The following is a 13529-nucleotide window of genomic DNA, read 5'->3' as shown; positions in this document are numbered from 1 at the left end:
GAGGTTTTGCGCAATGCAACTGCGCAAAACCGCCGTTCACGGTAGTTTTATTCCGTTCGGAAACAACTCAAGTACAAAATGTAACGGAAATATTTCAGAATCAGGGTCAGTGGGTATTGCGCTGCGGTGCGGCATGCTTGTAGCAATTCGTCCAAACACCGACAGTGCCAAAGAGGGGACGCCTGCCGATGCCTGAATTTTCCAAAATCCTAGTCGCCAACCGTGGCGAGATTGCGATCCGCGTGATGCGGGCCGCAAACGAGATGGGTAAGAAGACCGTGGCGGTCTTTGCAGAGGAAGACAAACTTGGTCTTCATCGCTTCAAAGCGGACGAGGCCTACCGCATCGGTGAAGGAATGGGCCCGGTTGCTGCCTATCTGAGCATTGATGAGATCATTCGCGTGGCCAAAGAGTGCGGCGCAGATGCGATCCACCCGGGTTATGGACTGTTGTCTGAGAACCCGGATTTTGTCGACGCCTGCGCGGCAAACGGCATCACCTTTATTGGCCCAAAAGCGGCAACGATGCGCGCGCTCGGCGACAAAGCGTCCGCCCGCAAGGTGGCAATCGAGGCTGGTGTGCCGGTCATCCCGGCAACCGAAGTGCTGGGCGACGATATGGACGCCATCAAGAAAGAAGCGGCCGAAATCGGCTACCCGCTAATGCTCAAAGCCTCGTGGGGCGGCGGCGGTCGTGGCATGCGCCCGATCTTTGGCGAGGATGAGCTCGAAGAGAAGGTGCTCGAAGGCCGTCGCGAAGCCGAAGCCGCTTTTGGCAATGGCGAAGGCTATCTGGAGAAGATGATTACCCGCGCGCGTCACGTGGAGGTGCAGATCCTCGGAGACACCAAAGGCAACATCTACCATCTCTATGAGCGGGATTGTTCGGTTCAGCGCCGCAACCAGAAAGTGGTGGAACGTGCGCCTGCGCCCTATCTGTCTGAAGCACAGCGTGAAGAAATCTGTGAACTGGGCCGTAAAATCTGTGCCCACGTGAATTATGAGTGTGCCGGCACCGTTGAGTTCCTGATGGATATGGAGAGCGGCAAGTTCTACTTTATCGAAGTGAACCCGCGCGTGCAGGTAGAGCACACCGTTACCGAAGAGGTGACGGGTATCGACATCGTTCAGGCACAGATCTTGATTGCTGAAGGCAAATCTCTGGCAGAAGCCACTGGCAAGTCCAGCCAGTACGACATCCGCCTTAACGGTCATGCACTGCAAACCCGGGTAACCACAGAAGATCCACAAAACAACTTCATCCCGGATTACGGCCGCATCACGGCGTATCGTTCGGCAACGGGCATGGGCATCCGTCTGGACGGCGGCACGGCTTACGCTGGCGGTGTGATCACGCGCTACTACGACTCGCTGCTGACCAAAGTGACCGCTTGGGCGCCAACCCCAGAAAAGGCGATTGCCCGTATGGATCGCGCTCTGCGTGAATTCCGTGTGCGTGGTGTGTCCACCAACATTGCGTTTGTGGAAAACCTGCTCAAGCATCCGACCTTCCTCAACAATCAATACACCACCAAGTTTATTGATGAGACCGAGGAGCTGTTTAACTTCGAGAAGCGTCGCGACCGGGGCACCAAGGTTCTCACCTACATCGCGGACATCTCCGTGAACGGCCACCCGGAAACGACAGATCGTCCGGCGCCCGCCGCCGATCTGAAAGCGCCGGTGCCACCTGCCAAACATGGTGCGATCAAGCCCGGTACGCGCAACCTGTTGGAAGAGCAGGGCGCACAGGCTGTGGCCGATTGGATGAAGGAGCAGAAGAAACTACTTCTGACCGACACAACCATGCGCGACGGTCACCAATCCTTGCTGGCGACCCGCATGCGCTCCATCGACATGATCAAGGTGGCACCGTCGTACGCCGCAAACCTGTCTGATCTGTTCTCTGTGGAATGCTGGGGTGGCGCGACTTTTGATGTGGCCTACCGCTTCTTGCAGGAATGTCCGTGGCAGCGCCTGCGTGATCTGCGCGCCGCCATGCCGAACGTCATGACGCAGATGCTGCTGCGCGCGTCCAACGGCGTCGGCTACACCAACTATCCGGACAATGTGGTCCAGGCCTTTGTGAAACAAGCCGCTGAAACCGGTGTGGATGTGTTCCGCGTGTTTGACAGCCTGAACTGGGTTGAGAACATGCGCGTTGCGATGGATGCGGTTGTTGAGAGCGGCAAGGTCTGTGAAGGCACCATCTGCTACACTGGCGATATTCTTGATCCGAACCGCGCCAAATATGACGTGAACTACTATGTCTCTATGGCCAAGGAGCTTGAGGCCGCCGGTGCACATGTACTGGGCCTGAAAGATATGGCGGGTCTGCTGAAGCCAGCGTCTGCACGTGTCTTGGTCAAGGCGCTGAAAGAAGAGGTTGGCCTACCAATCCACTTCCACACACATGACACCTCCGGCATTGCGGGGGCGACCATTCTGGCAGCTGCGGATGCTGGCGTGGATGCTGTGGATGCAGCCATGGACGCCTTCTCTGGCGGTACGTCGCAGCCGTGCCTCGGCTCCATTGTAGAGGCCACACGTAACACCGACCGCGACACTGGCTTGGACATCAAGTCCGTGCGTGAAGTGAGTGATTACTGGGAAGGTGTGCGGGCGCAATACACCGCTTTTGAAAGCGGTCTCGCTGCGCCGGCGTCTGAGGTCTATCTGCACGAGATGCCCGGTGGTCAGTTTACCAACCTCAAGGCGCAGGCCCGCAGCCTTGGTCTGGAAGAGCGTTGGCATGAGGTGGCGCAGACCTACGCGGATGTGAACCAGATGTTTGGGGATATCGTGAAGGTGACGCCGTCGTCGAAAGTTGTGGGCGACATGGCGCTAATGATGGTGTCCCAGGGGCTGAGCCGCGAAGAGGTCGAAGATCTAAAGACCGATCTGGCCTTCCCTGACTCCGTGGTCGACATGATGCGCGGCAATCTGGGCCAGCCACATGGTGGCTTCCCGTCTGCGATCATCGACAAGGTGCTCAAAGGCGAAAAGCCAAATCTGGAACGTCCGGGCAAACACCTCAAGCCCATCGATCTGGAAGAAACCCGCGCCGAAGTCTCTGCCCAACTTGAGGGCTTTGAAATCGACGACGAGGATCTGAACGGCTACCTGATGTATCCCAAAGTCTTCCTCGACTACATGGGCCGTCACCGTCAATATGGTCCGGTGCGTGCTCTGCCGACCAAGACGTTCTTCTACGGCATGGAGCCGGGCGAAGAGATCACTGCAGAGATCGACCCAGGCAAGACGCTTGAAATCCGCCTGCAGGCGATTGGTGAAACTGACGAGAACGGCGAAGTCAAAGTCTTCTTCGAACTCAACGGTCAGCCGCGTGTGATCCGTGTGCCAAACCGATTGGTGAAGTCTGCGACTGCGGCTCGCCCGAAGGCTGAAGTTGGCAACCCTAACCACATTGGTGCGCCGATGCCGGGCGTGGTCGCCTCTGTGGCGGTTGCCGCTGGTGCCGAAGTCAAAGAAGGCGATCTGCTACTGACCATCGAAGCCATGAAAATGGAAACCGGCATCCACGCAGAGCGTGATGCAGTTGTGAAGGCTGTGCATACAACGCCGGGCGGTCAGATCGACGCGAAGGATTTGCTGATCGAGCTGGAATAACCCTGTCGCGCCTGTCAAGGGCGTGCCGTTTTCTAAATGAAAAGCCCCATGCAGTTTGCGCTGCATGGGGCTCTTTTTTGTCTGCGGTGAACGTTTTACTCGGACTTCTCTTCCGTTTCCATCGCTGGAGACAGAGATGCGAGATATGCGAACACGTCTTCGCCGCCCTTCTTCAACTTGAAGGACATTTTGGACTTGGTGGCGTAACCGTTGTCTTTCAACCAAGCTTTGGGATCCGTTACGTAGGCCACCAACATTTCTTCGGTCCAAACCACGCCAGCCTCTTTGGCTTCCAGCAGGCCTGCGCCGTATTTAAAATCTTCTGCGGCCACACCGCGACCAACGATGCCGTATAGGTTCGGGCCAGTTTTGCCACCTTTGTACAACACGTCGCCATCTGGGTTCACAACAGAGTGGCAAGCCTTGCATTTTTTGAAGCCTTTTTCGCCAGCTTCAACATCGCCCTCGGCATGAGCAACTGTACCCAATGCTATCAATAGGGACGAGGCTACGAACAATTTTTTCATGAGGATCTACCTAGCTAATGGTTTTGGCTGGGGATCACTCTAGTCCAACATCTATCTCTGTACGAGAGATAAGCTGTCGCAGGGCTTAGCTGCCCTGTTCCGTTGCCAGCATGGCATCGGCACGTTCAAAAATGTCTTTGTAGACCTTTTTGGCCTTGCCTTTTTGTTTGGCGATTGCTGCTTTGGCTTCCTCATAGTTGGAAGACGGATCTCCAACCAAGATCAGACCAACCATGCCCATATTTCTGTGCGGCTGGCAGAAGTAGCCGTAAGTGCCTTCCGCCGTGACAACATATTCGAAGTCTTTCGAGATTTTTGACTTAAACGCGTCTGCGCCTTCAGGCAGCATGAGTTTGTCAGAAACTGCGTTGTGGCTTTTGTCGGATGAAATAAACCGTATGGTGTCGCCTGGGTTTGCACGCAGAAGATCAGGTACAAACACCATCTTCTTTTTTTTGTCATTTGGGTCCGCGTTGTACATCAAAACTTCGTGTACTTGTGGTTCTGCTGCAGCTTCAGGTGCTTCATCTGCAAATGCTGGGGCCGCAAAGGTAGCTGCCAGAATTGTGCTGACTGCAAGCTTTAAATACATGCGCCGAGAGTGTTTCATGAATCGCTCCTAGTTATCTTACAGTATTAACCTACTGTTTTAATCAGGAATGAAACAGTTGAGATTGTGGGGTAAGCCACTGTGTCGCAGGGAGGCGTTTTTGACAGCGGTACGAGTTGGAGCCGAACTAGAAAACAGCGCGCTCCGATAGCAGCCTATCAAAATCTTAAGCGAAGCTTCAAAGCCGCCTTAGGGCGTTTTCCCAAGTTGGCGCGTCCCTGAAATAATTCCAAGTTTAACGCAACACCGCGATCCAGCTGTTGTTCAACACCGACGCCGACAACCCCTGAGGTTGTTGCGAGGCGGTGGGCGGTTTCCTCGGCAGGGGTGAATAGACCGTATACCCTCGAGCCAAGCATTTCCAACCGAACGCGGTCTTTTTGCACGGTAATACTTGGTTGATTTCCCAAAGCGTTCTTGGGGCTGCTTTTCCTTACGCCGGGAGTTGTGCTGCGAAAACTCAAGCGCTCTGACAAGCTAAACAAAGTTCGGGTGTCAGATGCGCGGCCCAATCCTGTCAAAACGGATGTGTCCAGTCTGGTCGCTGCCTGTTGGGCGAAGGCGTTGCTCGAAAAAAGGAGCATCGCAACGCAAACGGGAAAAAGAATTGCTCGCGATTGTGACATGACGCACTACCTTTAGGTTAGGCACCGTGCTTGGCGTGGACATCACGCCAAAAGTGGGCAGCTACAGCAGGTACCTTGCTCTAAGTTTACGTCAAAGAAGGTTAACAACCTGTTGTCCGGGCTGGTTAAGCAAGATGTACATAGCCAGAGTTACAGCTGCGTATCCCCAAAAGTCTCATGAAACTGACGTTTGAGTGCCACATCCACATCGGCCATCGTGACGGGTAAGCCGAGATCAACAAGGGACGTCACACCATGCTCGGTGATGCCGCAGGGTACAATGCCATCAAAATGGCTGAGGTCCGGCTCGACGTTGATCGAAATGCCATGAAAGCTCACCCATTTTTTGAGGCGGATTCCGATGGCGGCAATTTTGTCTTCGGCTTTGTCGCCGTTAGCCTGCAACGGTTTGTCGTCGCGGGCAATCCAGACGCCCACGCGGCCGTCCCGAATTTCCCCTTTCAAACTGAAGTCAGCCAACGTGGCGATCACCCAGGTTTCGAGGTTTTTGACAAAAGCGCGAATGTCTTTGCCGCGTTTGTTGAGGTCGAGCATGACGTAGACAACCCGCTGTCCCGGTCCATGGTAGGTGTATTGCCCGCCGCGTTTTGCCTCAAAGACCGGAAACCGGTCCGGGTCTGTTAGGTCTTCCAGTTTGGCGGACGTGCCTGAGGTGTAAAGAGGAGGGTGCTCCAGTAGCCATATACACTCTTCAGCTTCGCCTTTGGCAATGGCTTCAGCCCGCGCCTCCATAAACGACAGCGCTTCGTCGTACTTGATCAGCGTATCGGAGTGAATCCATTCCACCATTTTGAGCCTCGCCTCGCTTTTAGGTCTTTGGTGACCTAAGCGTCTCCTGCGGCGCGTGCAATCTTTCTGCTGGGGTTTGCTTTGTTTTGCGCTGTATTTTGTCGCCAACGGAGCGGTGATGAAAAAATCCTGCCCGTCGTCACTTTTCGCTTCACATCCCCAATCAGCGGCGGTATTAGCCCCACACCCACCAGGGCAAGTGCGGTCGTGGCGGAATTGGTAGACGCGCAGCGTTGAGGTCGCTGTTCCTTAACCGGAGTGGAAGTTCGAGTCTTCTCGACCGCACCAAATCTCTCAAAAGATTTGATTTTTAAGGGCCGAATTCTCGGCCCTTTGTTTGTTTTTGGGGATGTCGTATCAGCCGACAATCAGTTGTTTGAGCTGCAAAGCTTCATGTTCCAGCTCCGTTAGGCGGTAGTTCACCAAATCTCCAATCGTGACCATGCCTATCAGGCCGGAGTCGTCTGCAATAGGCATGTGGCGGAAACGACCCTCCGTCATGCGGCGCAGAACGGAAACCATTGGCTCGTCCGGTGTGCAGGTCTGCACTTTGCTGGTCATCACGTCTGACACCTGCTGAGGTAGGGTTTGGCCGGGAGTTTCTGCCAGTTTGCGGACGATATCGCGCTCGGACAGAATACCTTGCAAAGCGCCGTTGGCGTCGGTCACCAGGAGGGCACCGATTCCGCGTTCTTTCAGTACTTTCACGGCATCCCCAAGCGTGTCTTGTGGGCGAATCGAAAACACGTTTCCGCCTTTTTGATCCAGCACCTTTTGCACGGTGGCCACATCAGACGATGTATTTGTGTCCGTGGATTGGCTCATGGTTTTGGTCTTCCCCTCCGATTTGCGGTTTGGGGCTTGATAGGAACTGGGCATTCGGGGCTCCTTGCGTAGAAAATTCTCTAGTCTTATGTGTCCAGCCTAACTGCAGAATCTGCTTTTGGGGAATTTTCTTTTGCCAGACGTTGTGCTTTCGCCTTGGATTGCCACTCTATTGTTTGTTTTGGCCTGCTTGGCAGGCCATCGCTATCGCCGCGTGTGGAAAGAAGAGGGCCCGCGGTGGCAGCTTTGGGTGTTTGGTGTCACAGCAGCGGTGTGTTTGTTGGCGGTTGGGTTGTTGCCGATCACCACAAACTAAAAAGGCGTCTCAATGAGACGCCTTCTGATCATATTGTGGTTTCGGAGGTTAGGCGCGGTCTTCTTCCTGCATCTGTTCCAGCATCTTTTTGGCGCGTGGGCATTGCAGGCGCTCGCGCAGCGGGCTGTCCGGATCAATATCCTTGCTGCACACCACGCATTTGTCTGCGTCACTGATTGCGTTCAACCCGCCGCAAGAGCCTTTGATTGTGCGCCCGCGAAACATCACTCCAACCGCCATTCCAAGCGTTACCAGAAGCAACAGTACAAAAGTGAGCATAAAGGTTTCCATCGCTTGGGGTCCTTTGAAGAGGTTAGCTGGGTTGAATGCTGGCGAATTGATCGGTGGCGTAGGTTTCGAAGCGCATCTTACCAGATGTGATCTCACGGTCGATAAACAAGGCCGCGAGATTTTGCCGCTCCGCAATTTCCATGCCACGTTCGCGCCCGACCACCAGGAGGGCGGTGGCCCAGGCGTCCGCAAGCATAGCGTTTTGGGTCAAGACAGATACAGATGCGGTGGCGTGGGTCACAGGGCGACCTGTCGTCGCGCTCAGGATGTGGCTGTAGCGGGTGCCGTCATGTTCGAAGTAGTTCCGGTAGTCGCCGGACGTCGCCATGCCCAGATCGGACACGCCCAGCACCTTTAGGAAGCTGCGCTGACGTGCATCAGGGGTTTCAATGGCGATTTGCCACGGTAAACCCTCGGCATTTTTGCCGGACGTGATGATGTCGCCGCCAATCTCTACCATAAAGTCGGTAACGCCAAAGCTTCTGACGGTGTCGCCCAGGCGATCAACACCAAACCCCTTGCCGATAGCAGAGAGGTACATCTGGGTGCCATCGTGGGACTTTGAAAGTGTGTTGCCGTCCAGCGTGAGCGCCTCAGACTGGCCCACAGATTGCATTGCCTTTGCGACAGCGGCGCTGTCCGGAATACGACCTGTAGGCTTTTGTGTCCCGAATCCCCAGAGATCAATCAAAGGGCCAAGGGTGAGGTCAAACTGCTTGTCACTGGTGTCATGCACGTCTTGAGCAGTCTGCAGAAGTTCGAGCATGTCTGCGCTAAGGAAAAACGGTGTATCGGCTTTTAGCGCATTGATCCGCGAAATTTCTGAAGTCGGGTTCCAGTTCGACATTTTTTTGTCGACATCCTGCAAAGCAGCATCAATTGCGGTCTTCAGGGCGTCCTTGTTGAGACCGCCGCGCGGCTCAACTGCGACAATGGTGTAAGTGGTGCCCATTGTTTGGCCGCTTAACAACAGATCAGCTGCGCCGCGTTTGCAGGCCGCAAGCGCCAACGTCATGAAGATAAAACTGCGTCGCGAAAGGGCGGTCATTTTTAGAGAATCTCAATGAGTTGCAGGAACAAATCTAGGCCGCGGCCCAATTTCGGGGGGCTGCGGTGTATCCGCGCTGTTGCAGACGTTCTTTATTGCCCTCAAAGGTGAGAAACAATAGAAAAGTGGCAGTTTAAGGGCTGGTTGCGCGCGCGTTGAACGCGTATAGGCATGCGCGATAGGCACCTAAACTCGAAGACGAACCAGAAAACGACAGGATGACATAGGCGTGCAGCATTTTGCGCTACGAAAAGGCCTGAATCTTCCGATCACCGGCGCGCCGGTATCAGATGAGATTCACGAAGGGGCTGCGGTACGCACCGTGGCCCTTTTGGGCGGCGACTATTTAGGATTGAAGCCACGCATTTCCGTATCAGAAGGAGATGTGGTGGCGGCCGGAGATCCGGTTTTTGCTCACAAAGATACCATGGATGTGAAAGTGGTTGCGCCGGTCTCTGGCCGGGTCAAAGCCATTAACCGTGGCGCCCGACGTGTTTTGCTCAGTGTGGAAATTGAAGTGGACACCGACGCAGCAGAGCCAAAAGACTTCTCGTCGATTGGCGATGTGACCACGCGAGAAGGCCTGGTGGAGCGTCTCTGTGCCGCCGGTTTGTGGACCTCTTTCCGCACGCGGCCTTACTCCAAAGTGCCCACGCCAGACGAATCTCCAGCGGCGATCTACGTAAACGCCATGGACACAGAGCCGTTGGCCGGCGATCCAGCAGTGGTCGTCGCCGATGCGGGTGATGCGTTTGCCAAAGGGCTTGCCGCCATCACCAAGCTGACCGAAGGCGCGACGTACCTGTGCCACGCGCAAGGGGCAAATGTGCCAAGCGCGGACGGCGTGACGGTTGCGACTTTCTCGGGGCCACACCCTGCGGGGCTCGCTGGCACCCATATGCACTTCCTGGAGGCGCCAACCGCGACCAAAACTGTTTGGACGATTGGCTTCCATGACGTGATCGCAATTGGCCGGTTGTTGGAAACCGGCAATATTGACGCTAGCCGTGTGATCGCACTGAGCGGCCCGTTATGTGCTAAGCCACGTCTGGTTCGCACCATTGAAGGCGCTTCCTTGAAAGAGCTCACCGTAGGTGAAGTTTCCTCTGACCTTCCAGTTCGTTTGGTGTCCGGTTCGGTACTGAGCGGTCAGGCAGGGGAAGACGTTGTGACGTTCCTTGGGCGCTATGCCCGTCAGGTCACTGTCATAGAAGAGGATCACAAGCAAATTCCGATGGGTTGGATCCGTCCCATGCCGTCGAAGTACAGCTTCCTGCCGGTGCTGGGGTCCGCCTTCTCCAAAAAACTCTATCCACTGACCTCAAATTTGAATGGTGGCCGTCGCGCGATGGTGCCACTTGGAACGTTTGAGGCTCTGATGCCGCAGGACTTTCTGCCTACGCAACTGCTGCGTGCGCTGTTGGTGATGGACACCGACGAAGCGCAAAAGCTCGGCGCGCTGGAGCTGGACGAGGAAGATCTCGGTCTCGTTGGCTTTGCCTGTCCTGCTAAATACGAATATGGCGAAGCACTCCGCGATAGCCTGACCAAGATTGAGAGGGAGGGCTAACCATGGGGTTGCGCAACTTCTTTGATCGTATTGAGCCGCACTTTGTAAAAGGCGGCAAATACGAAAAACTGTTCCCGATCTATGAAATGGTCGAGAGCTTCATCTATACGCCGAAGACCGTGACCAAGGCCGCGCCACATGCGCGTTCCTATGTCGATATGAAGCGTATCATGACCTACGTGGTGATCGCGACGATCCCCTGTATCATCATGGGACTCTACAACGTGGGTCTTCAGGTCAACTCGGCCTATGCGACAATCGACCCAAGTGGCTGGCGCGCGGCGATCATCTCTGCGCTTGGCATTGGCTTTGATGCCTCCAACCCGCTGGCAAACTTTGCACATGGATTGCTCTATTTCCTGCCGATCTACATAACGACGCTTGTTGTCGGTGGTATCTGGGAAGTGATCTTCGCAACGGTCCGTGGTCACGAAGTCAACGAAGGTTTCCTTGTTACCTCCATGTTGTTCGCACTGATCATGCCGCCTGCCGCACCTCTGTGGCAGGTTGCGTTGGGCATCAGCTTTGGTGTGGTCGTCGGTAAAGAAGTCTTTGGTGGCACAGGCAAAAACTTCTTGAATCCTGCGCTCACTGGGCGTGCGTTCCTGTATTTTGCCTATCCGGCAGACATGTCGGGCGACACGATCTGGACACCAGTGGATGGATTTTCCGGCGCGACCGCGCTGTCCGTTGGTGCCTCCCAAGGGTATCAGGAACTGCCAAACTACGGCATGACCTGGATGGATGCGTTCATTGGTACCGTTCAGGGGTCCATCGGCGAGGTCTCGGCTTTGGCTTGTTTGGTCGGTTTGGCTTTCCTTCTGATCACAAAGATCGCCAACTGGCGTCTGGTTGTCGGCTGTATGGGCGGCATGATCGGCTTCTCGCTTTTGCTCAACCTGATCGGCTCTGACACCAACCCAATGTTTGCAATGCCTTGGTATTGGCACTTCGTTGTTGGGGGCTTTGCCTTTGGTATGGTGTTCATGGTCACCGAGCCGGTGTCCGCATCCCACACCAATATGGGGCGCTACATCTACGGAGCGCTGATTGGCTTTATGGTTGTCATGATCCGTGTCATCAACCCGGCCTTCCCGGAAGGTATGATGCTCGCAATCCTCTTCGGTAACGTCTTTGCACCGCTGATCGACTACTTCGTCGTTCAAGCAAACATCAAACGGAGGGCCCGTCGCAATGTCTGACGTTTCCAACCAAAACAAAGGGCCCATTGCCCGCTTTCTGGCGGCCCCGCCGGACAGCGTTGGCAAGACGGTCTTTATCGCAGTAAGCCTGTGCCTTGTGGCCTCGATGATTGTGTCCGCTGTGTCTGTGGCTTTGCGCCCGATGCAGGAGCAGAACAAGCTGAAAGACAAACAAGCCAACGTTTTGCAGGTCGCTGGCCTGTATGAAGATGGCATGGATGTGATCGAAGGCTTCTCTGTGTTTGAGCCACAGGTGCTTGAGTTGGCGACCGGAACATTCACCGATCAGTTTGACCCGGCGACTTTTGACGATCGCGCGGCTGCTGCCGATCCGGAGCTGTCTGCGCGTCTCACTGACGATCCTGCTGGCATAGGCCGTCAGGCGAAGTTTGTGACGGTCTATCTGCTGCGTAACAACGATGGTTCGCTTGATAAGGTGATCCTGCCGATCCACGGCTATGGCCTGTGGTCGACGCTTTACGGCTTCATCGCGCTGGAAGAGAACGGCAACGACATTTTCGGCCTGCAGTTTTACGACCACGGGGAAACGCCTGGTCTGGGCGCTGAAATTGACAACCCGCGTTGGAAAGCTCTGTGGAACGGCAAACGGTTGTCGGATGACGACGGCACGCTGCAAATCACAGTGGCAAAGGCCGCTCCACCAGCCGGTGCCGAACACCATGTGGACGCGCTGGCAGGTGCAACTCTGACTTCGGTTGGTGTCGACAACCTCGTTCGTTTCTGGATGGGCGAAGCTGGCTTTGCACCATTCCTTGAAAACCTCAAAGCAGGAGAGATCTGATGGCCCAGACCAAGAGAGACCTTCTGATCGACCCATTGGTCGACAATAACCCGATCACTCTTCAAGTTCTTGGCATTTGTTCCGCGTTGGCGGTGACATCTTCGCTGCAGGTAGCATTTGTTATGGCTCTGGCTGTGACAGCAGTGACCGGCTTCAGCTCGATGTTCATCTCGGTGCTTCGTAACCAAATCCCGGGCTCGATCCGGATTATCGTGCAGATGGTGATCATCGCCTCTTTGGTGATCATCGTGGATCAGGTCCTGAAAGCCTACGCCTATGACGTGTCCAAGACACTGTCGGTGTTTGTCGGCCTGATCATCACCAACTGTATCGTGATGGGCCGCGCGGAAGCTTTTGCCATGAAGAACCCGCCAATCGACAGTTTCATTGACGGTGTGGGCAACGGCCTTGGCTACGGTGCGCTGCTGCTGGTTGTTGGCTCTATCCGCGAGCTGTTTGGCGCTGGTAGCCTGTTTGGTGTGAGCATCCTGCCGACCGTGAACAACGGTGGCTGGTACGTGCCAAACGGTATGCTGCTGTTGCCACCTTCGGCGTTCTTCATCATCGGTTTGCTGATCTGGGCGGTACGTGCCTGGAAACCGGAGCAGGTGGAAGAGCGTGAATACAAAATTCAAGTTGTGGAGGGCCACTAATGGAAGGGCTTCTCTCTCTGGCCGTAAAGGCCGTCTTTGTTGAAAACCTCGCGCTCTCCTTCTTCCTCGGCATGTGTACATTCATCGCCGTATCGAAGAAGATTTCGACCGCGCTTGGTCTGGGCATCTCCGTGATGCTGGTACAGGCCATTACGGTTCCCACCAACAACCTGCTTCTCACCTATCTGCTGGCGCCTGGTGCGCTGGCATGGGCTGGCTTCCCGAATGTGGACCTGACCTTCCTTGGCCTGATCTGCTACATCGGCGTGATCGCGGCGATGGTGCAGATCCTCGAGATGGTCCTCGATAAGTTCTTCCCGCCGCTCTACAACGCGCTGGGTGTGTTCTTGCCGCTGATCACCGTGAACTGCGCCATCCTGGGTGGCTCTCTGTTTATGGTGGAGCGCGACTACAACATCGCGGAAAGCGTGACCTATGGCCTGAGCTCCGGCTTTGGCTGGGCATTGGCAATCACCGCCATGGCCGGTGTGCGCGAGAAGCTGAAGTATTCCGACATTCCCGATGGTCTTCAGGGCCTAGGCATTACCTTTATCACCGCAGGTCTGATGGCTTTGGCCTTCATGTCCTTCTCCGGCGTGAAACTCTAAGGGGGTAGGCGC

The 13529-nt window shown here is 55.3% G+C and carries 14 protein-coding genes and 1 tRNA gene; 8 read left to right on the top strand and 7 right to left on the bottom strand.

Translation table 11 applies throughout. From position 1 onward, the window contains the following. The first annotated feature begins 13 nt into the window (after positions 1-13). On the top strand, positions 14-196 hold the full coding sequence (locus SIB38_RS20420; protein ID WP_294113223.1) for a hypothetical protein: 183 nt from the start codon (positions 14-16) through the stop codon (positions 194-196). After that, entirely contained in the window at positions 189-3629 is a 3441-nt protein-coding gene (locus SIB38_RS20415; RefSeq protein ID WP_412550942.1) for a pyruvate carboxylase, read from the top strand. The genes SIB38_RS20420 and SIB38_RS20415 overlap by 8 nt, the downstream gene beginning before the upstream one ends. A 95-nt stretch (positions 3630-3724) precedes the next feature. Here the strand turns inward: SIB38_RS20415 and SIB38_RS20410 are convergent, their stop codons facing one another. The 4 genes from SIB38_RS20410 to lipB form a co-directional block, all read right to left on the bottom strand. Next, a complete protein-coding gene (locus SIB38_RS20410) occupies positions 3725-4156 on the bottom strand; it encodes a c-type cytochrome (RefSeq protein WP_294113229.1) in 432 nt (143 codons plus the stop codon). Between the two features lie 85 nt (positions 4157-4241). Then, a complete protein-coding gene (locus tag SIB38_RS20405; protein WP_294113231.1) occupies positions 4242-4766 on the bottom strand; it encodes a pseudoazurin in 525 nt (174 codons plus the stop codon). A gap of 158 nt (positions 4767-4924) precedes the next feature. Next, positions 4925-5230, bottom strand: a complete 306-nt coding sequence (locus SIB38_RS20400) for a hypothetical protein (protein ID WP_294113233.1) — start codon at positions 5228-5230, stop codon at positions 4925-4927. Positions 5231-5542: 312 nt separating this feature from the next. After that, entirely contained in the window at positions 5543-6310 is a 768-nt protein-coding gene (lipB, locus tag SIB38_RS20395; protein ID WP_294113234.1) for a lipoyl(octanoyl) transferase LipB, read from the bottom strand. A 93-nt stretch (positions 6311-6403) separates the two neighbouring features. Here lipB and SIB38_RS20390 point away from each other — a divergent pair. Continuing rightward, a tRNA-Leu gene (locus SIB38_RS20390) sits at positions 6404-6490 on the top strand. Positions 6491-6559: 69 nt separating this feature from the next. Here SIB38_RS20390 and SIB38_RS20385 read toward each other — a convergent pair. The 3 genes from SIB38_RS20385 to SIB38_RS20375 form a co-directional block, all read right to left on the bottom strand. Beyond that, positions 6560-7081 (bottom strand): CBS domain-containing protein, encoded by a 522-nt coding sequence (locus SIB38_RS20385; RefSeq protein ID WP_294118522.1) that lies wholly within the window; start codon positions 7079-7081, stop codon positions 6560-6562. 310 nt (positions 7082-7391) lie between these two features. Next, positions 7392-7634 carry a (Na+)-NQR maturation NqrM gene (gene nqrM, locus SIB38_RS20380; RefSeq protein ID WP_294118525.1) on the bottom strand — a complete coding sequence of 81 codons (243 nt, stop codon included), beginning with the start codon at positions 7632-7634 and terminating at the stop codon, positions 7392-7394. A 22-nt stretch (positions 7635-7656) separates the two neighbouring features. Continuing rightward, entirely contained in the window at positions 7657-8649 is a 993-nt protein-coding gene (locus SIB38_RS20375) for an FAD:protein FMN transferase (RefSeq protein WP_412550941.1), read from the bottom strand. 262 nt (positions 8650-8911) lie between these two features. Here SIB38_RS20375 and SIB38_RS20370 point away from each other — a divergent pair, with 262 nt between their 5' ends. The 5 genes from SIB38_RS20370 to nqrE are packed head-to-tail and all read left to right on the top strand — an operon-like array spanning position 8912 to position 13517. Continuing rightward, positions 8912-10252, top strand: coding sequence for a Na(+)-translocating NADH-quinone reductase subunit A (locus SIB38_RS20370; protein WP_294118530.1), 1341 nt, complete (start codon positions 8912-8914; stop codon positions 10250-10252). 2 nt (positions 10253-10254) lie between these two features. Then, positions 10255-11454 (top strand): NADH:ubiquinone reductase (Na(+)-transporting) subunit B, encoded by a 1200-nt coding sequence (locus SIB38_RS20365; protein ID WP_294118531.1) that lies wholly within the window; start codon positions 10255-10257, stop codon positions 11452-11454. Further along, positions 11447-12256, top strand: coding sequence for a Na(+)-translocating NADH-quinone reductase subunit C (locus tag SIB38_RS20360; protein WP_294118532.1), 810 nt, complete (start codon positions 11447-11449; stop codon positions 12254-12256). The genes SIB38_RS20365 and SIB38_RS20360 overlap by 8 nt, the downstream gene beginning before the upstream one ends. Next, the gene (locus SIB38_RS20355) at positions 12256-12909 is read left to right on the top strand and encodes an NADH:ubiquinone reductase (Na(+)-transporting) subunit D (RefSeq protein WP_294118534.1); all 654 of its coding nucleotides are present in this window, start codon (positions 12256-12258) and stop codon (positions 12907-12909) included. The genes SIB38_RS20360 and SIB38_RS20355 overlap by 1 nt, the downstream gene beginning before the upstream one ends. Next, a complete protein-coding gene (gene nqrE / locus SIB38_RS20350) occupies positions 12909-13517 on the top strand; it encodes an NADH:ubiquinone reductase (Na(+)-transporting) subunit E (protein WP_164645323.1) in 609 nt (202 codons plus the stop codon). Before SIB38_RS20355 ends, nqrE begins: the two co-directional genes overlap by 1 nt. Positions 13518-13529: the final 12 nt, after the last annotated feature.

Source organism: Shimia sp. MIT910701 (genome assembly GCF_047126315.1).
Taxonomy (GTDB): domain Bacteria; phylum Pseudomonadota; class Alphaproteobacteria; order Rhodobacterales; family Rhodobacteraceae; genus Shimia.
Note: the sequence above shows the minus strand (reverse complement) of the source record. Positions and strands in the feature narration are given on the sequence as shown.

What these genes read in the sequence shown, in the direction of transcription:
- SIB38_RS20420 (WP_294113223.1), top strand. Translation starts at nt 14, where the DNA reads ATGCAACTGCGCAAAACCGCCGTTCACGGTAGTTTTATTCCGTTCGGA.
- SIB38_RS20415 (WP_412550942.1), top strand. Translation starts at nt 189, where the DNA reads ATGCCTGAATTTTCCAAAATCCTAGTCGCCAACCGTGGCGAGATTGCG.
- SIB38_RS20410 (WP_294113229.1), bottom strand. Translation starts at nt 4,156, where the DNA reads ATGAAAAAATTGTTCGTAGCCTCGTCCCTATTGATAGCATTGGGTACA.
- SIB38_RS20405 (WP_294113231.1), bottom strand. Translation starts at nt 4,766, where the DNA reads ATGAAACACTCTCGGCGCATGTATTTAAAGCTTGCAGTCAGCACAATT.
- SIB38_RS20385 (WP_294118522.1), bottom strand. Translation starts at nt 7,081, where the DNA reads ATGCCCAGTTCCTATCAAGCCCCAAACCGCAAATCGGAGGGGAAGACC.
- nqrM (WP_294118525.1), bottom strand. Translation starts at nt 7,634, where the DNA reads ATGGAAACCTTTATGCTCACTTTTGTACTGTTGCTTCTGGTAACGCTT.
- SIB38_RS20375 (WP_412550941.1), bottom strand. Translation starts at nt 8,649, where the DNA reads ATGACGTTGGCGCTTGCGGCCTGCAAACGCGGCGCAGCTGATCTGTTG.
- SIB38_RS20365 (WP_294118531.1), top strand. Translation starts at nt 10,255, where the DNA reads ATGGGGTTGCGCAACTTCTTTGATCGTATTGAGCCGCACTTTGTAAAA.
- SIB38_RS20360 (WP_294118532.1), top strand. Translation starts at nt 11,447, where the DNA reads ATGTCTGACGTTTCCAACCAAAACAAAGGGCCCATTGCCCGCTTTCTG.
- SIB38_RS20355 (WP_294118534.1), top strand. Translation starts at nt 12,256, where the DNA reads ATGGCCCAGACCAAGAGAGACCTTCTGATCGACCCATTGGTCGACAAT.
- nqrE (WP_164645323.1), top strand. Translation starts at nt 12,909, where the DNA reads ATGGAAGGGCTTCTCTCTCTGGCCGTAAAGGCCGTCTTTGTTGAAAAC.